This is a genomic window from Pseudomonas sp. Marseille-Q8238, assembly GCF_965111915.1.
The window spans coordinates 3760810-3786218 of sequence record NZ_CBCOPI010000001.1 but is presented as its reverse complement, the minus strand read 5'-3'; the positions used below and the strand labels follow the sequence as shown (position 1 = coordinate 3786218).

At 62.2% G+C, this 25409-nt stretch carries 26 protein-coding genes and 2 tRNA genes; 11 read left to right on the top strand and 17 right to left on the bottom strand.

Annotation, left to right across the window (positions count from 1 at the left end; translation table 11 throughout):
• Position 1: 1 nt before the first annotated feature.
• The 3 genes from ACWPW0_RS17565 (at position 2) to tadA (ending at position 3569) form a co-directional block, all read left to right on the top strand.
• On the top strand, positions 2-1582 hold the full coding sequence (locus ACWPW0_RS17565; protein WP_454256025.1) for an ABC transporter permease: 1581 nt from the start codon (positions 2-4) through the stop codon (positions 1580-1582).
• 143 nt (positions 1583-1725) lie between these two features.
• A complete protein-coding gene (locus ACWPW0_RS17560) occupies positions 1726-3090 on the top strand; it encodes a multicopper oxidase family protein (protein WP_454256024.1) in 1365 nt (454 codons plus the stop codon).
• The gene (gene tadA, locus ACWPW0_RS17555) at positions 3090-3569 is read left to right on the top strand and encodes a tRNA adenosine(34) deaminase TadA (RefSeq protein ID WP_447593425.1); all 480 of its coding nucleotides are present in this window, start codon (positions 3090-3092) and stop codon (positions 3567-3569) included. Before ACWPW0_RS17560 ends, tadA begins: the two co-directional genes overlap by 1 nt.
• Before the next feature lie 101 nt (positions 3570-3670).
• Here tadA and mltF read toward each other — a convergent pair whose 3' ends face one another.
• On the bottom strand, positions 3671-5137 hold the full coding sequence (mltF, locus tag ACWPW0_RS17550) for a membrane-bound lytic murein transglycosylase MltF (protein WP_447593423.1): 1467 nt from the start codon (positions 5135-5137) through the stop codon (positions 3671-3673).
• A 150-nt stretch (positions 5138-5287) separates the two neighbouring features.
• Here mltF and purL point away from each other — a divergent pair, with 150 nt between their 5' ends.
• From purL to ACWPW0_RS17535, 3 genes are all read left to right on the top strand, one after another.
• Positions 5288-9184: a phosphoribosylformylglycinamidine synthase gene (gene purL / locus ACWPW0_RS17545; RefSeq protein WP_454256023.1), complete on the top strand. Its 3897-nt coding sequence runs from the start codon at positions 5288-5290 to the stop codon at positions 9182-9184.
• A 57-nt stretch (positions 9185-9241) separates the two neighbouring features.
• A complete protein-coding gene (locus tag ACWPW0_RS17540) occupies positions 9242-9511 on the top strand; it encodes a CDGSH iron-sulfur domain-containing protein (protein WP_454256022.1) in 270 nt (89 codons plus the stop codon).
• A 176-nt stretch (positions 9512-9687) separates the two neighbouring features.
• On the top strand, positions 9688-10005 hold the full coding sequence (locus ACWPW0_RS17535) for an NGG1p interacting factor NIF3 (RefSeq protein ID WP_447593417.1): 318 nt from the start codon (positions 9688-9690) through the stop codon (positions 10003-10005).
• A gap of 65 nt (positions 10006-10070) precedes the next feature.
• Here the strand turns inward: ACWPW0_RS17535 and ACWPW0_RS17530 are convergent, their stop codons facing one another.
• The 6 genes from ACWPW0_RS17530 to ACWPW0_RS17505 form a co-directional block, all read right to left on the bottom strand.
• Positions 10071-10499 (bottom strand): organic hydroperoxide resistance protein, encoded by a 429-nt coding sequence (locus ACWPW0_RS17530; RefSeq protein ID WP_447593416.1) that lies wholly within the window; start codon positions 10497-10499, stop codon positions 10071-10073.
• 145 nt (positions 10500-10644) lie between these two features.
• Positions 10645-11094, bottom strand: a complete 450-nt coding sequence (locus tag ACWPW0_RS17525; RefSeq protein ID WP_447593415.1) for a MarR family winged helix-turn-helix transcriptional regulator — start codon at positions 11092-11094, stop codon at positions 10645-10647.
• A 118-nt stretch (positions 11095-11212) separates the two neighbouring features.
• The gene (locus ACWPW0_RS17520) at positions 11213-11536 is read right to left on the bottom strand and encodes a hypothetical protein (protein WP_447593413.1); all 324 of its coding nucleotides are present in this window, start codon (positions 11534-11536) and stop codon (positions 11213-11215) included.
• 96 nt (positions 11537-11632) lie between these two features.
• Positions 11633-12136 carry a L,D-transpeptidase family protein gene (locus ACWPW0_RS17515; RefSeq protein WP_454256021.1) on the bottom strand — a complete coding sequence of 168 codons (504 nt, stop codon included), beginning with the start codon at positions 12134-12136 and terminating at the stop codon, positions 11633-11635.
• Positions 12137-12269: 133 nt separating this feature from the next.
• Complete coding sequence (locus ACWPW0_RS17510; protein WP_447593409.1) at positions 12270-12503, bottom strand: DUF2789 family protein; 234 nt, start codon at positions 12501-12503, stop codon at positions 12270-12272.
• 40 nt (positions 12504-12543) lie between these two features.
• Positions 12544-13089 carry an NUDIX hydrolase gene (locus ACWPW0_RS17505; protein ID WP_447593407.1) on the bottom strand — a complete coding sequence of 182 codons (546 nt, stop codon included), beginning with the start codon at positions 13087-13089 and terminating at the stop codon, positions 12544-12546.
• A 133-nt stretch (positions 13090-13222) separates the two neighbouring features.
• Here ACWPW0_RS17505 and ACWPW0_RS17500 point away from each other — a divergent pair, with 133 nt between their 5' ends.
• From ACWPW0_RS17500 to ACWPW0_RS17480, 5 genes are read left to right on the top strand one after another with little or no spacing between them, the layout of a single operon-like run.
• On the top strand, positions 13223-13831 hold the full coding sequence (locus ACWPW0_RS17500) for a CoA pyrophosphatase (RefSeq protein WP_447593405.1): 609 nt from the start codon (positions 13223-13225) through the stop codon (positions 13829-13831).
• A 10-nt stretch (positions 13832-13841) separates the two neighbouring features.
• Positions 13842-14366 (top strand): gamma carbonic anhydrase family protein, encoded by a 525-nt coding sequence (locus ACWPW0_RS17495; protein ID WP_447593403.1) that lies wholly within the window; start codon positions 13842-13844, stop codon positions 14364-14366.
• The gene (locus tag ACWPW0_RS17490; RefSeq protein WP_447593401.1) at positions 14366-14572 is read left to right on the top strand and encodes a DUF1289 domain-containing protein; all 207 of its coding nucleotides are present in this window, start codon (positions 14366-14368) and stop codon (positions 14570-14572) included. The genes ACWPW0_RS17495 and ACWPW0_RS17490 overlap by 1 nt, the downstream gene beginning before the upstream one ends.
• A gap of 34 nt (positions 14573-14606) precedes the next feature.
• Positions 14607-15788, top strand: a complete 1182-nt coding sequence (gene purT, locus ACWPW0_RS17485; protein WP_454256020.1) for a formate-dependent phosphoribosylglycinamide formyltransferase — start codon at positions 14607-14609, stop codon at positions 15786-15788.
• The gene (locus tag ACWPW0_RS17480) at positions 15788-16507 is read left to right on the top strand and encodes an SGNH/GDSL hydrolase family protein (RefSeq protein ID WP_454256019.1); all 720 of its coding nucleotides are present in this window, start codon (positions 15788-15790) and stop codon (positions 16505-16507) included. Before purT ends, ACWPW0_RS17480 begins: the two co-directional genes overlap by 1 nt.
• 687 nt (positions 16508-17194) lie before the next feature.
• On the opposite strand, the gene ACWPW0_RS17475 is transcribed toward ACWPW0_RS17480, so the two are convergent.
• The 10 genes from ACWPW0_RS17475 to ACWPW0_RS17430 all read right to left on the bottom strand — a co-directional run bounded on the left by ACWPW0_RS17475 (position 17195) and on the right by ACWPW0_RS17430 (position 25326).
• Positions 17195-17271, bottom strand: a tRNA-Met gene (locus ACWPW0_RS17475).
• An 80-nt stretch (positions 17272-17351) separates the two neighbouring features.
• Entirely contained in the window at positions 17352-18452 is a 1101-nt protein-coding gene (ychF, locus tag ACWPW0_RS17470) for a redox-regulated ATPase YchF (RefSeq protein WP_454256018.1), read from the bottom strand.
• Positions 18453-18485: 33 nt separating this feature from the next.
• A complete protein-coding gene (gene pth, locus ACWPW0_RS17465) occupies positions 18486-19076 on the bottom strand; it encodes an aminoacyl-tRNA hydrolase (RefSeq protein ID WP_447593394.1) in 591 nt (196 codons plus the stop codon).
• Positions 19077-19151: 75 nt separating this feature from the next.
• On the bottom strand, positions 19152-19757 hold the full coding sequence (locus ACWPW0_RS17460) for a 50S ribosomal protein L25/general stress protein Ctc (protein ID WP_454256017.1): 606 nt from the start codon (positions 19755-19757) through the stop codon (positions 19152-19154).
• Positions 19758-19867: 110 nt separating this feature from the next.
• Positions 19868-20809, bottom strand: a complete 942-nt coding sequence (locus ACWPW0_RS17455; protein ID WP_447593391.1) for a ribose-phosphate pyrophosphokinase — start codon at positions 20807-20809, stop codon at positions 19868-19870.
• A 94-nt stretch (positions 20810-20903) separates the two neighbouring features.
• A tRNA-Gln gene (locus ACWPW0_RS17450) sits at positions 20904-20978 on the bottom strand.
• Positions 20979-21002: 24 nt separating this feature from the next.
• The gene (gene ispE / locus ACWPW0_RS17445) at positions 21003-21854 is read right to left on the bottom strand and encodes a 4-(cytidine 5'-diphospho)-2-C-methyl-D-erythritol kinase (protein WP_454256016.1); all 852 of its coding nucleotides are present in this window, start codon (positions 21852-21854) and stop codon (positions 21003-21005) included.
• A gap of 5 nt (positions 21855-21859) precedes the next feature.
• The gene (lolB, locus tag ACWPW0_RS17440; protein ID WP_454256015.1) at positions 21860-22474 is read right to left on the bottom strand and encodes a lipoprotein insertase outer membrane protein LolB; all 615 of its coding nucleotides are present in this window, start codon (positions 22472-22474) and stop codon (positions 21860-21862) included.
• A 3-nt stretch (positions 22475-22477) separates the two neighbouring features.
• Positions 22478-24208 (bottom strand): tetratricopeptide repeat protein, encoded by a 1731-nt coding sequence (locus tag ACWPW0_RS17435; protein WP_454256014.1) that lies wholly within the window; start codon positions 24206-24208, stop codon positions 22478-22480.
• 173 nt (positions 24209-24381) lie between these two features.
• Complete coding sequence (locus ACWPW0_RS17430; protein ID WP_447593384.1) at positions 24382-25326, bottom strand: LysR substrate-binding domain-containing protein; 945 nt, start codon at positions 25324-25326, stop codon at positions 24382-24384.
• Positions 25327-25409 lie beyond the last annotated feature (83 nt).

Genomic DNA, 25409 nt, shown 5'->3' with positions numbered 1-25409 from the left:
CATGCCCACCCAGGCCGTGAGTCCCGAGCTACCCCCGTTGCCCATGCCTGTGGGCGGACGTCGGCGCAAGTCGCCGCCGATCTGGTTGCAGATTCCCGTGTTGGCGCTGTTGCTGGTAGCGGCGCTGCCGTTGTTCTTCGTCGTGGTGCGGGCGGGGCAGACGGGTTTGCACGAGGCCTGGGCGCTGCTGTGGCGGCCTTTCGTATTCGGCCTGCTAGCCAACACCATGAAGCTGATGGTGCTGGTCACCATTGGTTGCGCGCTCATCGGTCTGACGCTGGCCTGGCTGGTGGAGCGCAGTGATCTGCGCTGGCGCAGGCACTGGAACGTGCTGTTGTGCTTGCCGTTTGCCATTCCGTCGTTCGTCAGCGGTTTCACCTGGGTGTCGATCAGTCCGCTGTTCGAAGGCCTCGGCGGGACGGTGCTGGTGATGATCCTGTCCAAGTATCCGCTGGTCTACCTGCCGGTGGTCGCCACCTTGCGCAACCTTGATCCGGCGCTGGAGGAGTCGGCGCGGATGCTCGGCTACAACCGGCGCCAGGTGTTCTGGCGGGTCACATTGCCACTGCTGCGCCCGGCGTTGATGGCCACCAGCCTGCTGGTGGCGGTACACATGCTGGTGGAGTTCGGCGCGCCGTCGATCATGCGTTACCAGACCTTCACCACGGCGATCTATCAGCAGTTCGAACTGGAGTTCAGCGGCAGCAATGCGGCCATGCTCTCGGCGCTGCTGCTGGCGTTGTGCATGCTGCTGCTGTGGGGTGAGTTCCGCCTGCGCGGGCGTGGCTATGCGCGCACCGGCCAGGGTGTGGCCCGCAGTGCCGCGCGGGTGGGCCTGGGGCGCTGGGGCGTGCTGGCGCAGGTGCTGCTGCTGGCGCTGGTCGTCATCGGCTGTGGTGTTCCGCTGACCATGTTGGGTTTCTGGATCGCCGAAGGCAGTTCGGCCAGTTTCCCAGTCATGGAGATTGCCGAGACGCTGTGGTCCTCGTTGACGTATTCCTTCGGCGGCGCGTTGCTCAGTTGCCTGCTGGCCTTGCCGGTCTGCCTGGTGGTGGTGCGCTACTACGGGCGTATGGCGACGCTGGCGGACAGGCTACCCTATCTGCTGCATGCCTTGCCGGGGCTGGTGATCGCCCTGTCGCTGGTGTTCTTCGCCCTGGGTTACGTCCCGGCGCTGTACCAGACCAGCATTCTGTTGCTGGTGGCCTATGCGCTGCTGTTCATGCCGATGGCCCAGGGGCCGATCCGTGTGGCGCTGGAAAAGGCTTCACCACAACTGGAAGAGGCGGCCCGTACCCTGGGGCATACGCCTCTCGCGACCTTTGTCAAGGTGACCCTGCCGATCATCTTCCCGGCCATTGGCGCCGGTTTCGTGCTGGTGTTCCTCGATTGCATGAAGGAGCTGACGGCCACGCTGATCCTCGGTCCGACCGGTCTGGATACCCTGGCCACGAAAGTCTGGTCGCATACCGGCAACCTTGAGTATGCCGGTGCGGCGCCTTATGCAGCGCTGATCGTGTTGGTGTCCGGACTGCCCGTCTACCTGCTGACCACCAGGGCCTACGTGCGCCGCAGTACATGAGTACCGGCGCGCGACAAATCGTCTCGGGCCTTCGGTTCGCTGGAAGAGCGCTCAGGGTGTATCGTTCGCGCCAGCGCCCGCAGAGGCCCATGCAGCCCCAACCGGATTGGCGTCAGAGCTGTCCCGTTTCAGGAGCCTGAACCATGTCTTTCACCCGCAGACAGATTTTGTCTGGCATCGCCGGTATCGGCGTCGTTGGCCTCGCTGCTGGCGGCGCACGCTATTGGCTGGCGCGCGTGGCCGCGCCCCAAACACATGACTACGAACTGATCGCCGCACCGGTCGATATCGAGCTGGTCGCCGGGCATTCCACGCCTGCCTGGGGCTATGGCGGCCAGGCACCGGGTGTGGAGCTGCGCTCGCGTCAGGGCGACTGGTTACGCGTGCGTTTCATCAACAAGCTCGATGAGCCGACCACCATTCACTGGCATGGCATCCGCCTGCCGCTGGAGATGGACGGTGTGCCCTATGTGTCGCAATTGCCGGTGCTGCCTGGCGAGTATTTCGACTACCAGTTCAAGACCGAGGATGCCGGCAGCTTCTGGTACCACCCGCACCTGTCCAGTGCCGAGCAGCTGGGGCGTGGCCTGGTTGGCCCGTTGATCGTCGAGGAGCGCGAGCCGTCGGGGTTTCAGCATGAGCGTACGCTCAGCCTGAAAACCTGGCACATCGACGAGGAGGGCGCTTTCACCGCCTTCAGCGTGCCGCGTGAGGCGGCTCGTGAAGGTACGCGTGGGCGCTTGAGCACCATCAATGGCGTCCCTGCGCCGACGCTGGAGTTGCCTGCCGGGCAGGTGGTGCGCCTGCGCGTGATCAACCTCGACAACACCGTGACCTATCGCCTCAACATGCCGGGGGCGGATGTCCGTATCTATGCGCTGGATGGCCACCCCATCGAGCCGCGCGAGCTGGGCAAGGAATACTGGCTCGGCCCAGGCATGCGCATCGACCTGGCCCTCAAGGTCCCGGAAGCCGGGCAGGAGTTGCCGCTGCGCAATGGCCCGCTGCGGCTGGCTACCCTGCGCAGCATTGCCAGTGCCGAGCCGGCTGGTAACTGGCCTGCGGCGCTGCCGCGCAACCCGGTGCCCGAGCCGGACCTGTCCAAGGCCGAGACATTGAGCTTCAAGTTCGAGTGGGCGGCGACCCTGGTCAACGGCCCGGGGCGGCCGAGCAATTACTGGCAGATCAACGGCAAGGCCTGGGATATCCAGGACAAGACCTGTGCCGACCGACCTATCGCCACGCTGAAGAAGAACGGCCACTACATCTTCGAGCTGCGCAACATGGCGCAGTACCTGCACCCGATCCACCTGCATGGCATGGCCTTCAAGGTGATCAGTTCCGACCGCAAGAAGATCATCCCGTACTTCACCGACACCTACCTGCTGGGCAAGAACGAGACCGCACGTATTGCCCTGGTGGCCGATAACCCGGGGGTGTGGATGTTCCACTGCCACGTCATCGACCACATGGAAACCGGCCTGATGGCCGCGATAGAAGTCGCCTGATGCGCAAGCCGATGATCGTCGACCGTAGCCGTGACCAGGACTTCATGCGTGAAGCCCTGGCGCTGGCGGCCGAGGGTGGTGAGCTGGGCGAGGTGCCGGTGGGGGCGGTGCTGGTGCATGAGGGCCAAGTGATTGGACGTGGCTTCAACTGCCCGATCTCTACCCATGATCCCAGTGCTCATGCCGAGATGGTGGCCATTCGCGCTGCCGCGCTGGCGCAGCTCAATTACCGCCTGCCGGGTAGCACCCTGTACGTGACACTGGAGCCGTGCAGCATGTGCGCCGGCTTGATCGTGCACTCGCGCATTGCGCGCGTGGTCTACGGTGCCAGCGAGCCGAAGGCTGGCGTGGTGAGCAGTCGTGGTCAGTTCTTCGAGCAGACCTTCCTCAACCACCGCGTGTTGGTCGAAGGCGGGGTGCTGGCCGAGGATTGCGGTGATGTGCTGCGGGCCTTCTTCAAGGCGCGCCGCTCGCTCTGATCGTTTTTTGTGCACTGCATGCCGGGCGTGCCACGGGGCTGAGCCATGTTTCGGTGCGCGATCTGGGGCTCTTGCTGTGTGACGCTCGGGGCGCGAAGGGCTCAGAGCGTTGGGTTATCGCCAGGTTCCTGCTTGGCCACGCCAGGCACGTGGATGATGTTCTCCACGATCGGTGAGCCTTCCAGCTGCGGCTGGGTCACCCAGTTGAGGATGTCGTAGTAGCGGCGAATGTTGCGCACGAAGTGCACGGTCTCGCCACCGCGGGCATAGCCGTAGCGGGTCTTGCTGTACCACTGCTTCTGCGACAGACGTGGCAGCATCTTCTGCACGTCGAGCCACTTGTTCGGGTTCAGCCCTTCGGCCTGGGCCAGCTTGCGGGCGTCGCCGAGGTGAGCGATGCCGATGTTGTAGGCGGCCAGCGCGAACCAGGTGCGATCCGGCTCTTCCAGCTCCTCGGCCAGGCCACTGTGGATCAGCGCCAGGTACTTGCCGCCTCCCTGAATGCTTTGTCGGGCATCCAGGCGATTGGCCACGCCCATGGCCTGGGCGGTGCCCTGGGTCAGCATCATCAGGCCGCGCACGCCGGTCTTGGAGGTGGCTTCCGGTTGCCACAGCGATTCCTGGTAGCCAATGGCCGCGAGCAGGCGCCAGTCGACCTTGTGCTTCTCGGCAGCCTGTTTGAAGAACTGTTCGTAGCGTGGCAGGCGCTGTTGCAGGTGCTTGGCAAAGGTATAGGCGCCGACATAACCGAGTACGTCGACGTGCCCGTAATAGCGGTCCTTCAGGCGTTGCAGGCTGCCGTTTTCCTCGACCAGCGCGAGGAAGTGATTGACCTCCTGCAGCAGGCTGTCATCGGCACCAGGCGCCATGGCCCAGGCCAGGTTGCGTGCATCGCCGAGGTCGAATGCCACGCGTACATTGGGGAAGTACACCTGGTTCATGGCCAGTTCGTTGGAGTCGACCAGGGTCAGGTCGATCTGTCCTTCATCGACCATGCGCAACAGGTCGACCACCTCGACCGCTGAGGATTCTTCATATTTGAGTTCGGGCAGGGTTGCTTGCAGTTGCTTGAGCTGTTCGGCGTGACTGCTGCCCTGGAGGACGAGAATGCGTTTGCCGATCAGGTCTTCCGGGCGGCTCGGGCGTTGCTCGCCATTGCGGTAGATGACCTGCGGGGTGACCTGCAGGTACGGCTGGGAGAACTTTGCCTGGACCTTGCGGCCGTCGCTGGCAACGAGCCCGGCAGCGGCCAATACCGGGCCATCGGGCTGGTTGAGGCGGCTGAACAGGTCATCGAGGTTGTCTGCGGTTTCGATCTTCAGTTCGACGCCGAGGTTGTCGGCGAAACGCTTGACCAACTCGTACTCGAAGCCGGTTTCGCCGCTGCGATCCTGGAAATAGGTAGCCGGGCTGTTGCGGGTGACCACGCGTAGGACACCCTCCTTCTGCACGCGCTCGAGCGTGGTCGGTTGGTGGGGTTCTTCACCACAGCCACCGAGCAACAGAAAGATTCCGGTAGCCAGCAGCCAGGCGGCAGTGCGCGTGCGGAACGCAGTTTGGGCAAACATCGGCGCAGTATACGCAAAGCCTGTCAGTCGCCATATCTCGACAGCTATCGGTGGCTCTGATACGCGGAACGCCTGACGGGTGCCGCCGCCCGGTGCTTTAGGCTAGAATGCACGGCCTCAAAGCACACCCCTTCCCAGAGGCTGTTCACGATGTTGATCCTGCGCGGCGCGCCCGCTCTTTCTGCTTTTCGTCACGGTAAATTGCTCGAGCAACTGACCGCCAAGGTCCCCGCCGTGACCGGGCTGTACGCCGAGTTCGCGCATTTTGCCGATGTCACCGGTGTCCTCAGCACCGACGAAGAGCATGTTCTGGCCCGCCTGCTGAAATACGGCCCGAGCGTGCCGGTGCAGGAGCCGAGTGGCCGCCTGTTCCTGACCATTCCACGTTTCGGCACCATTTCGCCCTGGTCGAGCAAGGCCAGCGACATCGCCCGCAACTGCGGCCTGGCGAAAATCCAGCGCCTGGAGCGCGGCATTGCCTACTACGTCGCCGGCGAACTGAGCGAGGCCGATGTCCAGGCTGCCGCCAGTGTGCTGCATGACCGCATGACCCAGCTTGTTCTGGGGGCGCTGGAGCAGGCCGAAGGGCTGTTCAGCCACGCGCAGCCGAAGCCGCTGACGGCGGTTGACGTGCTGGGCGGAGGTCGCGCCGCGCTGGAAAAGGCCAACGTCGAGTTGGGCCTGGCGCTGGCCGAGGACGAAATCGACTACCTGGTGAAGAGCTTCAACGACCTGGGGCGCAACCCGCACGACATCGAGCTGATGATGTTCGCCCAGGCCAACTCCGAGCATTGCCGCCACAAGATCTTCAATGCCAGTTGGGACATCGATGGCGAGAGCCAGGAAAAGTCGCTGTTCGGCATGATCAAGAACACCCACGAACTGAACCGTGAAGGCGTGTTGTCTGCCTACAAGGACAACGCCGCGGTCATCGTCGGCAGCGTCGGCGGACGTTTCTACCCGAATCCCGAAACCCGCGAATATGCGGCGTCTCAGGAGCCGGTACACATCCTGATGAAGGTCGAGACGCATAACCACCCGACCGCCATTGCTCCGTTTCCCGGCGCGTCCACCGGCTCCGGCGGCGAGATCCGCGACGAAGGCGCGACCGGTCGCGGTGCCAAGCCCAAGGCTGGCCTGACCGGTTTCACCGTGTCCAACCTGAACATCCCAGGTTTCGAACAGCCGTGGGAAGTGCCGTATGGCAAACCCGAGCGCATCGTCACCGCGCTGGACATCATGATCGAAGGCCCGCTGGGCGGCGCCGCGTTCAACAACGAATTCGGCCGTCCGGCCCTGACCGGTTACTTCCGTACCTTCGAGCAGGCGATCAATACGCCGCGCGGTGAAGAAGTGCGGGGTTATCACAAGCCGATCATGCTCGCTGGCGGCATGGGCAACATCCGCGAAGAACACGTGCAGAAAGCCGAGATCAGCGTCGGCGGCAAGCTGATCGTGCTCGGCGGCCCGGCCATGCTCATCGGTCTGGGCGGCGGTGCCGCTTCGTCGATGGCCACCGGTGCTAGCTCGGCTGACCTGGACTTCGCCTCGGTACAACGTGACAACCCGGAAATGGAGCGTCGTTGCCAGGAGGTGATCGACCGGTGCTGGCAACTGGGCGACAAGAATCCGATCAAATTCATCCATGACGTCGGTGCCGGTGGCCTGTCCAACGCCTTCCCGGAACTGGTCAACGACGGTGGTCGCGGTGGTCGTTTCGAGCTGCGCAACGTGCCCAACGACGAGCCGGGCATGGCGCCCCATGAAATCTGGTGCAACGAGTCCCAGGAGCGCTACGTGCTCTCGGTCGACGCTGTCGATCTGGAGCGCTTCAAGGCTATCTGCGAGCGTGAGCGTTGCCCGTTCGCCGTGGTCGGCGAGGCCACCGAGGAGCGTCACCTGACCGTGGCCGACAGCCACTTCGGCAACAATGCCGTGGACATGCCGCTCGAAGTACTGCTCGGCAAGGCGCCGCGCATGCACCGCAGCGCCGTGCGCGAGGCCGAGCTGGGCGATGACTTCAGCGCCGCCAGCGTCGATCTGGATGAAGCGGTCAATCGCGTGCTGCGTCATCCGGCCGTGGCCAGCAAGAGCTTCCTGATCACCATCGGTGACCGCACGATTACCGGCCTGGTGGCCCGCGACCAGATGGTCGGCCCGTGGCAGGTGCCCGTGGCTGACGTGGCCGTGACTGCTACCAGCTTCGACGTCTACACCGGTGAAGCCATGGCCATGGGCGAGCGCACGCCGCTGGCCCTGCTCGACGCCGCTGCTTCCGGGCGCATGGCGATCGGCGAGACACTGACCAACATCGCCGCCTCGCGCATCGAGAAGATTTCCGACATCAAACTGTCCGCCAACTGGATGGCCGCTGCCGGTCACCCGGGCGAAGACGCGCGCCTGTACGACACCGTCAAGGCTGTTGGCATGGAGCTGTGTCCGGCGCTCGGCATCACCATTCCGGTGGGCAAGGACTCGATGTCGATGAAGACCAAGTGGCAGGACGAGGGGACGGAGAAGAGCGTCACCTCGCCGCTGTCGCTGGTGGTCACCGGTTTCGCGCCGGTTGCCGACATTCGCCAGACCCTGACGCCGCAACTGCGTCTGGACAAGGGCGAGACCGACCTGATTCTGGTTGACCTCGGCCGTGGCCAGAACCGCATGGGGGCTTCGATCCTTGCTCAGGTCTACGGCAAGCTCGGCCAGAGCGCGCCGGACGTCGACGACGCCGAAGACCTCAAGGCGTTCTTTGCCGTGATCCAGGGCCTCAACGCCGACGGTCATCTGCTGGCCTACCACGACCGTTCTGACGGCGGCCTGCTGACCAGCGTGCTGGAAATGGCCTTCGCCGGTCATTGCGGCCTGAACCTGTTCCTCGACGCGCTGGCCGATGAGCGTGAAGAACTGGCTGCCGTGCTGTTCAACGAAGAGTTGGGTGCGGTGATCCAGGTGCGTCAGGACGCGACCCCGGATGTGCTGGCGCAATTCAGTGCGGCCGGCCTGGGTGACTGCGTGGCGGTGATCGGTCAGCCGGTCAACGGCAGTGACGTGGCCATCAGCTTCAATGGCGAGCCGGTGTTCGGCGGCCAGCGTCGTCTGTTGCAGCGCCAGTGGGCGGAAACCAGCTACCAGATCCAGCGTCTGCGCGATAACGCTACCTGCGCGGAGCAGGAATTCGACAGCATTCTCGATGAGGACAACCCTGGCCTGTCGATCAAACTGTCCTTCGACGTCAACCAGGACATCGCCGCGCCTTACATCAAGAAGGGCGTGCGTCCACAAGTGGCAGTGCTGCGTGAGCAGGGCGTCAACGGTCAGGTGGAAATGGCCGCGGCCTTCGACCGTGCCGGCTTCGCGGCGGTCGACGTGCACATGAGCGATATCCTCGCCGGTCGCGTCAGCCTGGAAGAGTTCAAGGGCCTGGTCGCCTGTGGTGGCTTCTCCTACGGTGACGTGCTGGGTGCCGGGGAAGGCTGGGCCAAGTCGGCGCTGTTCAACAGCCGTGCCCGTGATGCGTTCCAGGCGTTCTTCGAGCGCAAGGACAGCTTCGCCCTTGGCGTGTGCAACGGCTGCCAGATGATGAGCAACCTGCACGAGCTGATTCCGGGCACCGAGTTCTGGCCGCACTTCGTGCGCAACCGCTCGGAGCAGTTCGAAGCGCGCGTAGCCATGGTGCAGATCCAGGAGTCGGCGTCGATCTTCCTGCGTGGCATGGCCGGTTCGCGGATGCCGATCGCCATTGCCCACGGTGAAGGTCATGCCGAGTTTGAGAGCGAGGAAGCCCTGCTTGAGGCCGATCTGTCCGGCACCGTGGCGATGCGCTTCGTCGACAACCACGGCAAGGTCAGTGAAACCTACCCGGCCAACCCCAACGGTTCGCCGCGTGGTATTACCGGTCTGTGCAGCCGTGATGGTCGTGTGACCATCATGATGCCGCACCCGGAGCGGGTCTTCCGCGCCGTGCAGAACTCCTGGCGCCCGGACGAGTGGCAGGAAGATGGCGGCTGGCTGCGCATGTTCCGCAATGCGCGCGTGTGGGTCGACTGAGTCGCTCCGTCAGCCGTGTCAGCCTGGCACGGTTGCTGAGAAAGGGCGGGCTCGGCCATGGCCGATGACCCGTCTGTGATTTTTCCCGAGGTGCGCCAGGTTCGACCTGGCGATACCTTGACGCTGTGCCGTTGTGGGCGTTCGCCGCAACTTCCCGATTGTTCCCTCGGTTGTACCGATGCAGTGCGGCTTGAGCCGGTGCGCGAGCAGCATCTGCTGCTATGTCGCTGTGGCCTGTCGCGGCGCCTGCCCTACTGCGACGGTAGCCATAACCCACCGGCAACCGGCTTTCGGGCGCATTGGTCACGCTTTATCAAAGGTGATTGATTGCCCCGGTTGTATACCTAGGTGTTCTAGCGATCCTGGGCATTTTCATCTTTTGCGTGACTCCAACGTGCAGATGCGAACTGTGCCTCATGGTAAGAATAAGGCAAAATGCCATCATTGCTGGGCAGGGTGAACCGCAAGGTTCCCGTATTCGTCGATGCACCTTGGAGAACCTGATGTACAAGCTGTGTTTCTATGTTCCACCGAGTCACCTGGAAGAAGTCAAACAGGCGATTTTCGCCGCTGGCGCGGGTGAGGTAGGGCGCTATGACCATTGTTGTTGGCAGACCCAGGGACAGGGACAGTACCGCGCGTTGGAGGGCAGTTCGCCTTTCCTCGGGCAGCAGAATGTACTCAAGGAAGTCACGGAGTGGAAGGTTGAGCTCGTGGTTGCAGACGAGCTGATTCACGACGTGGTCAAGGCGCTGAAGAAGACTCATCCGTATGAGACGCCGGCGTATGACGTCTGGCGGTTGTCCGACCTGAGGTTCTGACTTTCGCTCGCTGAAAAGCCCCGGTCCGCCATGTGCGTGCCGGGGCTTTTTCGTTTCAGTGCCGGTTAGACGCTGACGCTGAGACGCACGTCGATGTTGCCACGGGTTGCGTTGGAGTACGGGCAGACCTGGTGGGCCGCCTCGACCAGTTCCTGCGCAACGCTCTGATCCAGGCCAGGCAGGCTGACATCCAGCTCAACTTCCAGACCGAAGCCGCCGGGGATCTGGCCGATACCGACCTTGCCGGTGATGGAGGCGTCGCTGGGGAAGGCCAGTTTCTTCTGGCTGGCGACAAACTTGAGCGCGCCGATGAAACAGGCTGAGTAACCGGCAGCAAACAGCTGTTCCGGGTTGGTGGCCTCACCACCTTGGCCACCCAGTTCGCGTGGCGTGGTCAGCTTCACATCGAGAAAACCGTCAGAAGAAACAGCGCGGCCGTCACGGCCTCCGGTAGCAGTGGCGGTAGCGGTGTACAGGGCTTTGATGGCTTGCATGGGGATATCTCGCAAATTGTTTGTTGGTTAAATAATTGCGCGCAAGGTTTGTGCGTGAGACGAAATATAGTGCGATGTTATTTTGTGTGCAAGATATTTGTTAGAAGCAATATTCCCGTGTCACCTGCGAGGAGCGCATATCGGGTTAGGTCGAGCGTTGCAGCTGTTCGCGCAGGGCGATGATTTCATCTTTGAGGGCGACCAACTGGGCGACGCTTTGGCCGCTGGCCTCGACGATGCAGGTGGGGAAATGTTCCGCCTGGGCCTGCAAGGCACGTCCCTTGCCGGTCAGGTGCAGCTCGACCACGCGTTCGTCGGCACGGCTGCGGGTGCGGGTCAGTAGCCCTTCAGCTTCCAGGCGCTTGAGCAGGGGTGTCAGGGAGCCTGGGTCGGTGAGCAGGCGGTTGCTGATTTCCCCTACCGTGATGCCATCGCCCTCCCAGAGCACCAGCATGGCCAGGTATTGCGGGTAGGTCAGGCCGATACCCTGGAGCAGGGGTTTGTACGCCTTGGTCATCAGCAGGGAGGTGGAGTGCAGGGCGAAGCACAGCTGGTTGTCCAGGCGCAGTGCTGAGCAGGGTTCTGGCTTTTTCATGGTGCGCCCTGTTGGGAAGTGGAGGCGCGACAAGTTATCGCGCCAAATGAATTGGCGCAAATGGATGCAGGGAGGTTGGGAAGTTGCCGGGGGACGCAATGCCCCCGGTGAGCAGTGCTTACATCGAGTTGCCGACGATGATCAGCAGGATCGCCAGCAGGGTGGTCAGCGAAGAGAAGATGGTGCCGAGGATGGCGAAGATCTTCTTGCGCTCACTCTGGCACAGCCCGCCGATACCCAGGCCGATGGCCACTAGGTTGATGAACAGCATGAGGATGATGAACAGACCGAGCACGATGGCTTCGGTCGACTCTTCGTTGATCCCGCCCGGCGTCGATGACTCGATTACACCTGCGACGATGAACAGCAGAAAAATCAGAATGCCGGTGACGATGCTGATGATGAAGGAGGCAATGCCAAGCCCTGAGTGTTTCTGTTCCATGGATGATTAGCTCTGGTCCGAATAAAAGGCCCGCGCATGATCTTGGAGTTTGTCCAGCGCTTCAAGCGGAAACTTGGGCTGTGTGCAGCAGGGTGATCAGGGGCGGATTTCGATCAGCGTGCCGTCTTTGACCAGATTCCACACTTCGCGCATGTCGGTGTTCTTCATGGCGACGCAGCCCTCGGTCCAGTCAAGGGTGTGGAAGTACCACTCGGGGTACTCGTCATCCAGCGGCGTGCCATGAATCATGATCATGCTGCCTGGCGACACGCCTTGTTTGCGGGCGTTGTCCAGGTCGCGGGCGTTGGGGTAGGAGATGTGCATCGACAGGTTGTATTTGTCGCTGGTCTTGCGCCAGTCGATCCAATAGAAGCCTTCCGGGGTGCGGCTATCACCTTCGCGGACTTTGGTGCCTTTGGGCTGCTTGCCGAGGGAGATCCGGTACGACTTGAGGATTTCGCCGCGCTCCATCAGGTGCAGTTTGCGTTCGGACTTGACCACTAGCACCTTGTCCACGCGCTTGTCTGCCAGGGGCGCGCTGGTCGAGGCGTGACCGACGCCGATCAGGGAAAAGCAGAGTAGGGCGAGCAGCCAGCGCATTGCGAGGTTCCGGAGAGCGGGAATACGGATTCTGGGACGAGAGTCTGCCTATGCCGGCGGTGATGATCAATCCTCGTCCGGCGGGCCGTTCATCCGTACGTAGCGCTTTCTCGGGGCCACCCCTGGCTGAGGGCTATTTGGCGAGGGATGTCGCCAGCTCGTCGACCTGTACGGCCCAGTCGGCGTCTCGGGACAGGGCTTCGGCCAGGAAGCTGGCCTGGGCGGGTGTCCAGAAAGGGGCCTCCGATAGTTTCTGTCCTTTGGCCAGGTGATTGTCGCGAATGAAGGCGGCAATATCGGCGTTGCTGGCCGGCAGGCCGAGTTGTTCGAACAGGGTGCTCAGGCTGTGGTGATCACTGGTGTCCATGGTGTTCTCCTGGTCGGTCATCGGGTTCGGCGGTCGCTGTTCAGGTTCTCGGACGCAAAGGCGCGATACCTTCATTGCGCACCGGATAGGCATGCGCGATGCGGTCGGCGAAATAACACTTCAGAGTACGTCCGACGGTGGGGAAGGCGAGTTCGTTCCAGGGAATTTCGTGCTCGTGGAACAGTTGTACCTCGAGGCTTTCCTCGCCAGCGCAGAAATCCAAGTCGACCAGCTCCGCACGGAAGAACACATACAGCTGGCTGATATGCGGCAGGTCGAACAGCGTATAGAGGTTGAGATCACGAACGCGGGCGCAGGCTTCTTCGTGGGTTTCGCGGGCGGCGGCCTGTTCGAGGGTTTCGCCGTTCTCCATGAAACCAGCCGGCAGAGTCCAGAAGCCCCGGCGCGGCTCGATGGCACGGCGACATAGCAGGACCTGCTCACCCCAGACCGGCAAGCAGCCCGCGACGATGCGCGGGTTCTGGTAATGGATGGTGCTGCACTGCGGGCAAACGAAGCGCAGGCGGTTGTCTCCCTGCGGGATGCGCTCTTCCACGGGGCTGCCACAGTGGCTGCAAAATTTCATGCGGGCTCCTCTCTTGTTCGCCCATCTTGGCGCCAGTCAGGTGCCCCGGCAAGCCGCGCCGTTGGCTCGGGGCTTGGGCGGGCGTCGGCTTTCATGCCATCATGGCCCAGACAAAAATAGACCGAGAACGACCATGCTCGACGAGCTGCTGCAACGCGTGCGCAGCCATACTCCGCGCATCCTCACCGTCGACGAGCGTTTGCCCGAGGCGGCAGTGCTGGTTCCGATCACTCGCAGCGACGAGCCTGAGCTGGTGCTGACCTTGCGGGCCAGTGGCTTGTCCACCCACGGTGGAGAAGTGGCCTTCCCCGGTGGCCGACGCGATCCCGAAGACCGCGACCTGACCCACACGGCCCTGCGTGAGGCCGAGGAGGAAGTGGGGTTGCCGCCGGGCCTGGTCGAGGTCGTCGGCCCGCTCAGCCCGCTGGTGTCGCGCTTCGGCATCAAGGTGACCCCGTACGTCGGCGTGGTGCCCGATTACGTGGAGTACCGGGCAAACGATGATGAAATCGCCGCGGTGTTCTCCGTTCCCCTGGCATTCTTCTGCGATGACCCGCGTGAGGTCACCCATCGCATCGATTACGAAGGGCGCAGCTGGTATGTGCCCTGTTACCACTACGATAACTACAAGATTTGGGGCCTGACGGCCGTGATGATCGTCGAACTGGTGAACCTGGTGTACGGCGCCGGGATCGATCTGGACCAGCCGCCGAAGTCATCGGTCAGGGTCATCCACCTGTGAGGAGCTGCGCATGAAGTACCGTCTGGGCGATGCCCGTGTCGAGACCGATCCACAAAGCTGGACGGCGCCCAACGCCACGCTGATTGGCAAGGTCAAGCTCGAGGCCGGCGCCAACGTCTGGTTCGGTGCCGTGCTGCGCGGCGACAACGAACTGATCCATATCGGCGAGAACAGCAACGTCCAGGACGGCACGGTGATGCACACCGACATGGGCTTCCCGCTGACCTTGGGCAAAGGTGTGACGGTCGGCCACAACGTGATGATGCACGGGTGCACGGTGGGCGATTACAGCCTGATCGGTATCAATTCGGTGATCCTCAACGGTGCGAAGATCGGCAAGTACTGCATCATCGGCGCCAATGCGCTGATTCCCGAGGGCAAGGAAATTCCCGACGGCAGCCTGGTCATGGGTTCGCCCGGCAAGGTGGTGCGTGAACTGACCGAGGCGCAGAAGAAAATGCTCGAAGCCAGCGCCGCCCACTATGTGCACAACGCCCAGCGTTATGCGCGCGACCTCGTGCCCCAGGACGACTGATGCAAGCCGAACGTCCGGTTCGCTCGCCGTGCGTGAGCATCTGTGCCCTCGATGACCAGGACATCTGTATCGGCTGCCAACGTAGTGCCGATGAAATAACGCGCTGGGGCCGCATGGACAACGTCGAGCGGCGGGAGGTGCTGCAGCGTTGTGTCGAGCGCACCCGCGCGGCCGGCCAGTTCCTGCTGCAGCCCGAGTCGCCTTGACTGCCCCACTTTTTCTTTTTCCGAGGATGATTGCATGCCCCGTATCGGTACCCCGCTGTCGCCGACAGCTACTCGTGTTCTGCTCTGTGGTTCTGGTGAACTGGGCAAGGAAGTGGTGATCGAGTTGCAGCGCCTGGGCTGCGAAGTGATTGCCGTGGACCGCTATGACAATGCCCCGGCCATGCAGGTGGCGCACCGCAGCCATGTGCTGAGCATGCTCGACGGCGAGGCCCTGCGCGCGATCATCGAGCAGGAACGTCCGCACTATATCGTTCCCGAAATCGAGGCGATTGCCACCGATACCCTGGTTGCGCTGGAGCGGGAAGGCTTTACCGTCATCCCCAGTGCACGTGCCGCGCAACTGACCATGAACCGCGAAGGCATCCGTCGCCTGGCTGCCGAAGAGCTCGGTTTGCCGACTTCGCCTTACCTCTTTGCGGACACCTTCGAGGCCTACAAGGTCGCGGTGGAAACCGTCGGCTGCCCATGCGTGGTCAAGCCGATCATGAGTTCCTCGGGCAAGGGGCAGAGTGTCGTCAAGTCCGCTGACGACTTGCAGGCCGCCTGGGATTACGCCCAGGAGGGCGGTCGCGCCGGCAAGGGCCGGGTGATCGTCGAAGGCTTCATCGATTTCGATTACGAGATCACCCTGCTGACCGTGCGCCATGTCGGCGGCACTACCTTCTGCGCGCCTATCGGTCATCGTCAGGTCAAGGGCGATTACCATGAATCCTGGCAGCCGCAGGCCATGAGCGAACAGGCGCTGGCCGAGTCGCAGCGAGTCGCTCAGGCGGTCACCGAGGCGCTGGGCGGGCGCGGCCTGTTCGGCGTTGAATTGTTCGTCAAGGGTGATCAGGTCTGGTTCAGCGAGGTTTCGCCGCGTCCGCACGACACTGGTCTGGTCACGCTGATTTCCCAGGACCTCTCCGAGTTTGCCCTGCACGCACGGGCCATCCTGGGCCTGCCGATCCCGGCCATTCGCCAGTTCGGCCCTTCGGCTTCGGCAGTGATCCTGGTCGAGGGCGAGTCGCAACAGGTCAGCTTCGCCAACCTTGGGGCCGCCTTGGCTGAGCCGGATACCGCGCTGCGCCTGTTCGGCAAGCCGGAAGTGAGCGGGCAACGGCGTATGGGTGTGGCCCTGGCGCGCGATGAGTCCGAGGCCCTGGCCCGGGCCAAGGCAGAACGCTCGGCACAAGCGGTCACCATCACGCTGTGATGCGCCTGCGTACGCTGTTGTGGTGGGGCGTTACCGTGACGCTCTTGCCACTGCTGCTGGTTCTGGCCGTGCGGGTGCGGCGCAGTGCCGTGCGCCTGCAACCTGCTTCGGGGCCTGCACAGGGCGTGGCTGGTGCTACATTTCCAGGACCACCGCTGCGCCTGGCGCTGCTCGGCGAGTCGACCGTGGCGGGTGTCGGTGTTCCGCTGAACGAGTTGGCGCTGGCTGCGCAGGTCGGCGAAGCGCTGGCCTCACGCTTGCAACGCACCGTGGCCTGGCGTGCCTGTGGCGAGAATGGCATCACGGCGCCGCAAGCCTGTGAGCGGCTGTTGCCACAGATGTTGGCTGAGCCCATCGATCTGGCCATCGTGGTCTTCGGCGTCAACGACACCACCCACCTGAGCAGCTTGCGCGCATGGACGTCGGCACTGCGTCAGATCGGCTTGGCATTGCAAGGGCAGGGTGCTCAAGTGCTCTTTGCCGGCGTACCGCCAATCCAGCATTTCAGTGCTTTGCCCTGGCTGCTGCGCCAGGTGCTGGGTACGCGTGGCGCGTTGCTGGACGAGCAATTGCAGCTTGTCTGTCGCGAGCTGACTGCGGGATATCACCCGATACAGGCCAACGGCGCAGCCGGTTACCTGGCGGAGGATGGCTATCACCCTTCCGCGTTGGGCTATCGCGTATGGGCCGAGGGTTTGGCAGAAGCGGTCGAGGGCTGAGGACTTGCATACTACGGCGGGGAGTAAGTGGCGCTAGCGATGTGAGCGCCTAGGCGGTTGATGACCGGCCCTGAACTCGGCAGCAATGCGCCCCATTAGATTCAGCGCGATTCTCAAGTCTTCATCCAGGCACTGCGATGCCATGTACACCTTTATGACCTTGTTCTGGATGCTGATCAGGCGCCGCGTCTTGCGTGCGCAACGGGCTGCCGGCACTGGGTGGGCATGATGGATTGCATCCAGAAGAAGCACGCAACGTGCGAGGGTTCGAGAAGGCATCATGTTGCGTCCTGCGGCATGTCATCTTGTTGTTCTATGCCTTAAGACGAAGGTCGGCTGGGTTTCGTTCAGGCTTTTTTAGCCATTAGGACACCACTTCGGGTGAGCCTGCGTGTCGGCTTTCCTTTGAGCCCGATTGGGACAGCAGGGGCTTGCTTGAGCCCATTTGTAGATGGTGCTGGACGTGGCTTGGCGCGGGTAGGAAGTAGGTGCGTTGGAAGGCTGCGCAATAAAAAGCCCCGCACAAGGGCGGGGCTGAAAAGGAGCACATCACTGTCCTGGAGTAGTCAGTGACGACAGGGTGCGCAATTGCTTGTGAAATTCTCGTGAAGAGGGGGGGGCGACTGGTCACGTTCCCATAAGCCAGAAACGACAAAGGCCTACCCGAAGGTAAGCCTTTGTTTTGTTTGGTGGCTACGCAGGGACTTGAACCCCGGACCCCAGCATTATGAATGCCGTGCTCTAACCAACTGAGCTACGTAGCCGTTTGAGGCGCGCATTATTCTCGGCTGGTGGCGGGCTGTCAAGCCCTGTCATTGGAGATTTTCTGCGCGCGATCAATTGCTTACACGTTGAAGCGGAAGTGCATCACGTCGCCGTCCTTGACGATGTATTCCTTACCTTCCAGGCGCCATTTACCGGCTTCCTTGGCGCCGCTTTCGCCCTTGTACTGGATGAAGTCGTCATAGGCGACGACTTCGGCGCGGATAAAGCCTTTTTCGAAGTCGGTGTGGATCACGCCGGCAGCCTGGGGCGCGGTGGCGCCTACCTTGACGGTCCAGGCGCGAACTTCCTTAACACCGGCGGTGAAGTAGGTCTGCAGGTTGAGCAGCTCGTAACCAGCGCGGATCACGCGGTTGAGGCCTGGCTCTTCGAGGCCGAGGGATTCGAGGAACATGTCCTTTTCTTCGCCATCATCGAGCTCGGCGATTTCCGCTTCGATCTTGTTGCACACCGGAACAACGATGGCGTCTTCGGCGTCGGCGATGGCCTGGACCACGTCGAGCAACGGGTTGTTGTCGAAGCCGTCTTCAGCAACGTTGGCGATGTACATCACCGGTTTACTGGTGAGCAGGTGGAAGCTGCGAACCAGTTGCTTCTCGTCGTCTCCCAGGGCCTTGAGCAGGGTGCGTGCGGGCTTGCCTTCGGTGAAGTGGGGGATGAGCTTCTCGAGCAGGGCTTTCTGCGCTACGGCGTCCTTGTCGCCACCCTTGGCGTTACGGCTGACCTTCTGCAGTTGCTTCTCGCAGCTGTCGAGGTCGGCGAAGATCAGTTCGAGGTCAATGATCTCGATATCACGCTTGGGGTCGACGCTGTTGGCGACGTGGATGACGTTGTCGTCCTGGAAGCAGCGCACCACGTGGGCGATGGCGTCGGTCTCGCGGATGTTGGCGAGGAACTTGTTGCCCAGGCCTTCGCCCTTGGAGGCGCCTTCTACCAGGCCGGCGATGTCGACGAATTCCATGGTGGTCGGCAGGATGCGTTCAGGTTTGACGATCTCGGCCAGGGCCGCCAGGCGGGCGTCGGGCATGGGTACGATGCCGCTGTTCGGTTCGATGGTGCAGAAGGGGAAGTTCTCTGCCGCGATACCCGATTTGGTGAGGGCGTTGAACAGGGTGGACTTGCCGACGTTGGGCAGGCCGACGATGCCGCAGTTGAATCCCATGGTGTGTCCCTCGCGCGATAAGGCGGTAAAGAGTTAAGAGGTGGCTTTCTGGCTGTGCAACTTCTGCATGGCCTTGGTCCAGTCGCCTGCGAGCATCTCGGGGACGACGCCGAGGGCGAAGTCGATGCTGGTGTCCAGCAGTTCCTGTTCGCTGCGTGGAGCGCGGCCCAGGACGTAATTGGAGACCATGCTGGCATGGCCGGGATGGCCAATGCCGAGCCGCAGGCGGTGGAAGTTATTCTGGTTGCCGAGCTGGGCGATGATGTCGCGCAGCCCGTTGTGCCCACCGTGTCCGCCGCCCAGTTTGAGCTTGGCAACACCCGGAGGCATATCGAGTTCGTCATGAGCTACGAGGATCTCTTCCGGTTTGATGCGGAAGAAATTCGCCAGTGCAGCTACGGCCTGGCCACTGCGGTTCATGAAGGTAGTGGGGATGAGCAGGCGAACATCGCGGCCCTGGTGGCTGAATTTGCCTGTCAGGCCGAAATACTTCTTGTCGACGCTCAGGTTGACTCGCTGGCTGTCGGCCAGGCGTTCAACAAAAAGAGCCCCCGCATTATGCCGGGTCTGGTCGTATTCGGGGCCGGGGTTACCCAGGCCAACGATCAGTTGTACGGCGGTCATGACAGGAGCCCTTTATGCAAATATACAAAAGCCCAGCCGTCGAAACGGCTGGGCTGTTGTGCAGCGTCGCGAGTATTACTCGGCGGCGCCTTCTTCGTCTTTCGCAACGCGGGAGGCGTGGATGTTGGCCACTGCCAGGTCGTTGCCGTGGGCCAGGGCCACCAGCTCGACGCCTTTCGGCAGGGTCAGGTCGGACAGGTGAACGATCTGACCGACTTCCACTTTAGCCAGGTCGACGTTGATGAATTCCGGCAGGTCTTTTGGCAAGCAGGAAACTTCAACTTCGGAGATGGTGTGGGACACTTCGCCGCCTTGCTGCTTCACGCCAACCGAGGATTCCTGATTGAGGAAGTGCAGAGGAACGTGGGCGGTCAGTTTCTGGCCGGCTACGACGCGAACGAAGTCAGCGTGCAGTACGAAGCCTTTGGCTGGGTGGCGTTGCAGGGCCTTGATCAGAACGGTTTCGGTGGCGCCGGCAACGTTCAGGGTCAGCACGTGGCTGAAGGCCGCTTCGTTTTCCAGCAGCTTGGCCAGATCTTTGGCCAGCAGGCTGATCGATTGCGGGGCTTTATCACCACCGTAGATTACGGCTGGAACCAGGCTGGCGATACGACGCAGGCGGCGGCTCGCACCTTTCCCCAGGTCGGAACGCGCTTCGGCATTCAGGGCAAATTCAGTCATTTCACTTCTCCAAAATAACCAAACCGCCAGCTTCGCTTGCGACCAGCGTGCGGGCGGTTGGGCAAAAAGCCCCGCATGCGCGGGGCACTTGTCGTCAGTGGATGTTTCGCTTAGCGGAACATCGCGCTGATCGATTCTTCGTTGCTGATGCGGCGTACCGCTTCAGCTACTACCGGCGCCATGTCCAATTGACGGATTCGGGCGCAGGCTTGTGCCGCAGCGGACAGCGGGATGGTGTTGGTCACCACCAGTGCGTCCAGTACGGAGTTTTCAATATTTTCGATCGCGCGACCGGACAGAACCGGGTGCGTGGCGTAGGCGAAGACCTTGGACGCGCCGTGCTCTTTCAGTGCCTTGGCGGCATGGCAGAGGGTGCCGGCGGTGTCGACCATGTCATCGACCAGTACGCAGGTGCGGCCTTCCACATCACCGATGATGTGCATCACTTCGGAGTGGTTGGCCTTCTCGCGACGCTTGTCGATGATCGCCAGATCGACGCCCAGGGACTTGGCCACGGCGCGTGCGCGCACAACGCCACCGATGTCCGGGGAGACGATCATGAGATTGTCGAAACGCTGGTCTTCGATGTCGTCCACCAGAACGGGGGAACCGTAGATGTTATCTACCGGGATATCGAAGAAGCCCTGGATCTGGTCGGCGTGCAGGTCGACGGTCAGTACGCGGTCGATACCGACCACGGTGAGCATGTCGGCAACTACTTTGGCACTGATTGCCACGCGAGCGGAGCGCGGGCGGCGGTCCTGGCGGGCATAACCGAAGTAGGGGATCACGGCGGTGATACGAGTAGCCGAGGAGCGGCGGAAGGCATCAGCCATCACCACCAGTTCCATCAGGTTGTCGTTGGTAGGTGCACAGGTAGGCTGGATGATGAAGACGTCCTTACCACGAACATTTTCATTGATTTCAGCGCTGATTTCGCCATCGGAAAACTTGCCTACGGAGGCATCGCCGAGGGGAATGTGCAGTTGGCGCACGATACGGCGCGCCAGGTCGGGGTTAGCATTCCCCGTGAAGACCATCATCTTGGACACGCGCAGTACCTGCCGGCTGAGGGTGGACCTGATGAATTAAAAAGCTGTTCAAAATGGCTGCGTTAGCGGCAACTTTGAACAGCTTCGTAGAATATGGCAGGGGCGGCTGGATTCGAACCAACGCATGCCAGGATCAAAACCTGGTGCCTTACCGCTTGGCGACGCCCCTAAAGGATGAAACTACATCCGCTTCTCAGATCAGGCTTTGCAGCGAGCGGTGCAACATCGAAACGTTGCTGCCCTTAGCGACAAACCCTGGCAGGGAGGCTGGAAGTTGGGCCGCGACTTTATCAGCTTCGACTTTGCTTGGGAAGGACCCAAACACACAACCACCAGTGCCGGTTAATCTAGCTGAAACAAATTTGTTTAGCAAGATCAAAGCGTTACGAACTTTTGGGTAACGCTTCTCGACCACCGACAGACAGTCATTACGACCGCCCTGTGCGAGAACGGTGCGCACTGTAATGGCCGGAGTATTTCGTGTCAACTCCGGGTCAGAGAAAATTTCTGCTGTGCTGACAGATACTTGCGGTGCCAGCACGAGATACCAGGGTTCTTCGAGGTCGACGGGCACCAGCTTTTCGCCCACACCTTCGGCGAACGCGGCGCGTCCACGCACGAATACCGGTACATCCGCGCCCAGGCTGAGCCCGCATGTGGCCAGGCGATCTTCGCTCCAGCCGAGTTGCCACAAATGGTTCAGGGCGAGCAGGGTGGTGGCTGCATCGGAGCTGCCGCCGCCGATTCCACCGCCCATGGGCAGGCGTTTGTTCAGCCAGATATCGGCACCCTGCGAGCAATGACTTTCACTTTGCAGGCGGCGTGCGGCGCGCACGATCAGGTTGCTGTCGTGGGGCACGCCGACGATGTCGCTGTGCAGGCGAATGTCCCCGTCATCACGTGGCGAGAAGCCGAGCTCGTCACCGTAATCGAGGAACTGAAAGAGGGTCTGCAGCTCGTGATAGCCATCGGCGCGGCGGCCGAGGATATGCAGCATCAGGTTGAGCTTGGCGGGTGCGGGCAGGATCAGTTGTGCGTCTTGCATGGGGCTTATTGGCCGAGCTGGCGTGGTTGCCAGTCCTTGATCACCAAGGTGACGTCGAGGTCTTCGCCGCGCAGCTTGATGCGCTCTGGCAGGCTGTAGCCGTTCTGGTCGGCGTAGCTGAGGTATTCGATATCCCAGCCATCCTGTTGCAGGCGTGCCAGGCGGCTGGCGCCGTCCAGTGTCACCTTGCTCTTGCTGTCCGGAGCGGGCAGGCCGCGCACCCACCACAGCAGGTGCGAGACGGGCAGGCGCCAGCCAAGCTGTTCTTCGAGTAGCGATTCGGGGGATTCGGCTTCGTAGCGGCCCTGGTTGGCGACCTCGAGAACGATTGCGCCGGGTCGGCCGGTCAGGCGGGCTGCACCGCGACCCAGCGGGCCGGAAAGGCGGATGTCGTAGTAGTCCTGGCGTTGCAGCCAGAACAGCGTGCCGCTGCCCGAGTCCCGCGGGGCGCGAATGCCGACCTTGCCGCTGATCTGCCAGGCATCCAGGGTGCTGACCTGGGCCTTGTGGGCTTTCCATTGCTGGGCGTCGCCGTGCCCTTCGATGGCTTCACGACCGGTCAGGCCGGCGCAGCCGGCGAGGAGGGTGATAAGGCTGAATACAGCGAGATGACGACGCATGGATCAGGGGGTCTCGGAACCGGTCAGGCGCTGCAGGGTGCTGCGCAGGATGGAGCTGTCGGGCTGGTCGGCCAGGGCGGCGGCCCAGACCTTGCGTGCCTCGCGCTGTTTGCCTTGAGCCCAGAGCACTTCGCCCAGGTGTGCGGCGACCTCATGGTCGGGCAGCCTTTCCAGTGCCAGGCGCAAGAAGCGTTCGGCCTCGCTCAGGTTGCCCAGGCGATAATTGACCCAGCCCATGCTGTCGAGTGTGGCCGGATCATCCGGGTTGAGCGCGTGGGCTTTCTCGATCAGGCTCTTGGCTTCGGCATAGCGAGTGGTGCGGTCGGCAAGGGTATAGCCGAGGGCGTTGAGTACGGTTGCATTGTCCGGCTCGCGCTCGAGGACGCTCCGCAGGTCGCGCTCAAGCCCTGGCAGGTCATCGCGTTTTTCGGCGAGCATGGCGCGGGTGTAGAGCAGGTTGGTGTCGTTGGGGAACTGCTCCAGCCCTTGCTGAATGACCTGCCAGGCCTGTTCGGTCTGCTTGCGATTGGCCAGCGCCTCCGACTCGATCAGGTAGAGCTGGATAGCGTAGTCCGGCTGGTTCTCGCGAGCCTTGTTCAGGCGGCTGCGGGCCTCGCTGGCGCGGCCGCTGTCGAGAAGGATTTCAGCCTGGCGCAGTTGCGCCGACAGGTAGTCGTTGCCGGGGCCGACCAGGCCGTATTCGACAAGGGCGTTGCTCGGGTCCTGGCGCTCTTCATAAGCGCGGCCGAGGTTGAAGTGGGCAGCATCGACGTGGCTGCCACGTGCAACCAGCTCATCCAGGTAGATCGACGCCTCGTCCCATGCTTCGGCTTCGAGGCAGACCAGGGCCAGCGAGAAGCGCAAGTCATCGTCGTCGGGGAACTGCTGCAGCAGGCCGGCGAATTCGGACTTGGCTTCGTCCATGCGTTGCAACTCGACCAGTTGGCGGGCGTAGGCCAGGCGCAGGCGTTTGTCCTGTGGGTGTTCCTTTATGCCTTTGCGCAGCAGTGGCAAGCCTTCTTCGCCGCGTTCCAGGCCTTGCAGCAGGCGTGCGCGCAGTAGCAGGGGCGGCACTTCGTGAGCACTAGCGTCGTGGGCTTCAAGCAGCTTGAGGGCTTCTTCGGCGCGGCCATCCTGGTGCAATAGCAGAGCCTTGCCGAACAGCAGTTGGCCGTTGTCGGGGAATTTCACCAGCAGGCGATCAAAGCTTTGCAGAAGGCCGGTGCGTGTGTCGGGATCGGTTTCCGCCGCAGACAGGGCGAGGAAGTCAAAGTGCGTGTCACCCTTGCCCAGCAGAACGCGCTCCATGTATTGCATGGAGTCGTCGTACTGCCCGTCGCGCGCGAGTTGGATAGCGGCGGCGCGTTGGGCGTCAAGGTTGTCCGGAGCGTTTCGGGCCCAGATCAACGCAGTCTCGAGTGCGGCCTGGTCGGCGCCCAGGTACTCGGCGATGCGGAAGGCGCGCTCGGAGACGGCAGGGTCCTGGGTGGACCTGGCCTGATGCACGTAGTTGCCCAGGGCGATATCGAAACGGTTGCGTTGCCCGGCCAGCTCCGCCGTTAGCAAGGCGTACAGCGTTTCTTCGCTGAACGAGGCGTAAACCTTGGGGGCTTCCGGCGTCTGGTTGGCGGCCGTTTCCTCGACGGGAGGCGTGCCGTCGGGAGAGGAGGAGGTGAGGCTCTGGCAACCGCCAACGAACATGAGGGCGGCCAGCAACGCTAAGGATCTATTCATGGGGTCAATGCGATTAACCTGCGGTTTAGCCATCATGACACAAGCCATCTGGCATGCCCAATGGCGCGCGAGCCTGCTCAGTCAATGTTTATGGGCGCTCGCGGTGTCAGTGCATCCCTTTATCGGGACGGTGGTGAGGAGCGTTTGACCTTGGGCGCGAAATGGCTGGGGCTTTACGTCTCAGGGCTGAGACTTGCCAGAACCTGGATGGGTTCCATGCCGGGAGGCGGGTTATCTGCAAGCTGCTCTCGCAAGTGTTGCAGGAAGCTGCGCGTGGTTTGCGTAATACCGCGGTGTGAGGGCGTTAGCGCATAGAGGGTGGTGTCGTTAGGCTGATCCTGCGGGCAGGCATGGAGGAGGGTGCCTGCGGTGAGTTCGTCCTGGCAGGCGTATAGCGGCAGGCAGGCTAGGCCGAGTCCGGCTTTTGCGGCCTCACGTAGGCTCAGTAGGTGCTCTGCACACAACACGGGGTTGTGTAGCTCGCGCTGGGTGTGTTCTAGGTTCCAGGGTTGCGGGGCTGTTGCCGAGCCGATGGCCAGAAGAGCGCTGTCGTCGACCTGGGCCAGGGTTTTCGGATTGCCCAGGCGTTTCAGCAGGGCAGGGTGGCCAACGATGACGTTTGTCAGCTTGGCGAGCGGGCGCGCGACGATTTCGCTGCTGTCCTTGGGTGAGGCGTTCAGGCTCAGGGATAGGTCCAGGCGCTGGGGGCGTAGTTCGACGAGCGCATCGGCCTGGAGCAGGGAGAAGCGCACGCGTGGAAACTGTTTGTGGAAGGCTGACTGCTGGCCCAATAACCATGGGGTGATTGCACTGGGAGCTGACAAGCGCAGCAGGCCGCGCGGTGTGCCGAGTGTTTCCTGGGCGTTCAGTGAGGCAGCTTCGGCGGCAGCGAGCATTTCCAGGGCGTTGCGATAGATCTGCTCGCCGACCGTGGTCAGCGTGAACTGACGGGTGGTGCGATTGAGCAACTGCACGCCCAGTTGCTGTTCCAGCTGCATGATGCGCCGGCTCAGGCTGGACTTCGCCACGCGGGTGTTTTCTGCTGCCGCCGAGAAACTACCGGCCTCGACCACGCAGATAAACCAGTAAAGATCGCTTAGTAAATTGACCTGAATCATATTTTTATATGTCGATCTTGGAATGCTGAATTGCCGTGAAAGCAACGCTGCGGCGTGCCATGCACAGGGCATTGGGTTATCGT

What these genes read in the sequence shown, in the direction of transcription:
- mltF (WP_447593423.1), bottom strand. Translation starts at nt 5,137, where the DNA reads ATGTTTGCCCAAACTGCGTTCCGCACGCGCACTGCCGCCTGGCTGCTG.
- ACWPW0_RS17560 (WP_454256024.1), top strand. Translation starts at nt 1,726, where the DNA reads ATGTCTTTCACCCGCAGACAGATTTTGTCTGGCATCGCCGGTATCGGC.
- tadA (WP_447593425.1), top strand. Translation starts at nt 3,090, where the DNA reads ATGCGCAAGCCGATGATCGTCGACCGTAGCCGTGACCAGGACTTCATG.
- ACWPW0_RS17510 (WP_447593409.1), bottom strand. Translation starts at nt 12,503, where the DNA reads ATGGACACCAGTGATCACCACAGCCTGAGCACCCTGTTCGAACAACTC.
- ACWPW0_RS17480 (WP_454256019.1), top strand. Translation starts at nt 15,788, where the DNA reads ATGCGCCTGCGTACGCTGTTGTGGTGGGGCGTTACCGTGACGCTCTTG.
- lolB (WP_454256015.1), bottom strand. Translation starts at nt 22,474, where the DNA reads ATGCGTCGTCATCTCGCTGTATTCAGCCTTATCACCCTCCTCGCCGGC.
- ispE (WP_454256016.1), bottom strand. Translation starts at nt 21,854, where the DNA reads ATGCAAGACGCACAACTGATCCTGCCCGCACCCGCCAAGCTCAACCTG.
- ACWPW0_RS17565 (WP_454256025.1), top strand. Translation starts at nt 2, where the DNA reads ATGCCCACCCAGGCCGTGAGTCCCGAGCTACCCCCGTTGCCCATGCCT.
- ACWPW0_RS17535 (WP_447593417.1), top strand. Translation starts at nt 9,688, where the DNA reads ATGTACAAGCTGTGTTTCTATGTTCCACCGAGTCACCTGGAAGAAGTC.
- ACWPW0_RS17430 (WP_447593384.1), bottom strand. Translation starts at nt 25,326, where the DNA reads ATGATTCAGGTCAATTTACTAAGCGATCTTTACTGGTTTATCTGCGTG.
- ACWPW0_RS17490 (WP_447593401.1), top strand. Translation starts at nt 14,366, where the DNA reads ATGCAAGCCGAACGTCCGGTTCGCTCGCCGTGCGTGAGCATCTGTGCC.
- ACWPW0_RS17495 (WP_447593403.1), top strand. Translation starts at nt 13,842, where the DNA reads ATGAAGTACCGTCTGGGCGATGCCCGTGTCGAGACCGATCCACAAAGC.
- ACWPW0_RS17460 (WP_454256017.1), bottom strand. Translation starts at nt 19,757, where the DNA reads ATGACTGAATTTGCCCTGAATGCCGAAGCGCGTTCCGACCTGGGGAAA.
- ACWPW0_RS17515 (WP_454256021.1), bottom strand. Translation starts at nt 12,136, where the DNA reads ATGCGCTGGCTGCTCGCCCTACTCTGCTTTTCCCTGATCGGCGTCGGT.
- ACWPW0_RS17435 (WP_454256014.1), bottom strand. Translation starts at nt 24,208, where the DNA reads ATGAATAGATCCTTAGCGTTGCTGGCCGCCCTCATGTTCGTTGGCGGT.
- ACWPW0_RS17540 (WP_454256022.1), top strand. Translation starts at nt 9,242, where the DNA reads ATGGCCGATGACCCGTCTGTGATTTTTCCCGAGGTGCGCCAGGTTCGA.
- ACWPW0_RS17520 (WP_447593413.1), bottom strand. Translation starts at nt 11,536, where the DNA reads ATGGAACAGAAACACTCAGGGCTTGGCATTGCCTCCTTCATCATCAGC.
- pth (WP_447593394.1), bottom strand. Translation starts at nt 19,076, where the DNA reads ATGACCGCCGTACAACTGATCGTTGGCCTGGGTAACCCCGGCCCCGAA.
- ychF (WP_454256018.1), bottom strand. Translation starts at nt 18,452, where the DNA reads ATGGGATTCAACTGCGGCATCGTCGGCCTGCCCAACGTCGGCAAGTCC.
- purT (WP_454256020.1), top strand. Translation starts at nt 14,607, where the DNA reads ATGCCCCGTATCGGTACCCCGCTGTCGCCGACAGCTACTCGTGTTCTG.
- purL (WP_454256023.1), top strand. Translation starts at nt 5,288, where the DNA reads ATGTTGATCCTGCGCGGCGCGCCCGCTCTTTCTGCTTTTCGTCACGGT.
- ACWPW0_RS17525 (WP_447593415.1), bottom strand. Translation starts at nt 11,094, where the DNA reads ATGAAAAAGCCAGAACCCTGCTCAGCACTGCGCCTGGACAACCAGCTG.
- ACWPW0_RS17530 (WP_447593416.1), bottom strand. Translation starts at nt 10,499, where the DNA reads ATGCAAGCCATCAAAGCCCTGTACACCGCTACCGCCACTGCTACCGGA.
- ACWPW0_RS17505 (WP_447593407.1), bottom strand. Translation starts at nt 13,089, where the DNA reads ATGAAATTTTGCAGCCACTGTGGCAGCCCCGTGGAAGAGCGCATCCCG.
- ACWPW0_RS17500 (WP_447593405.1), top strand. Translation starts at nt 13,223, where the DNA reads ATGCTCGACGAGCTGCTGCAACGCGTGCGCAGCCATACTCCGCGCATC.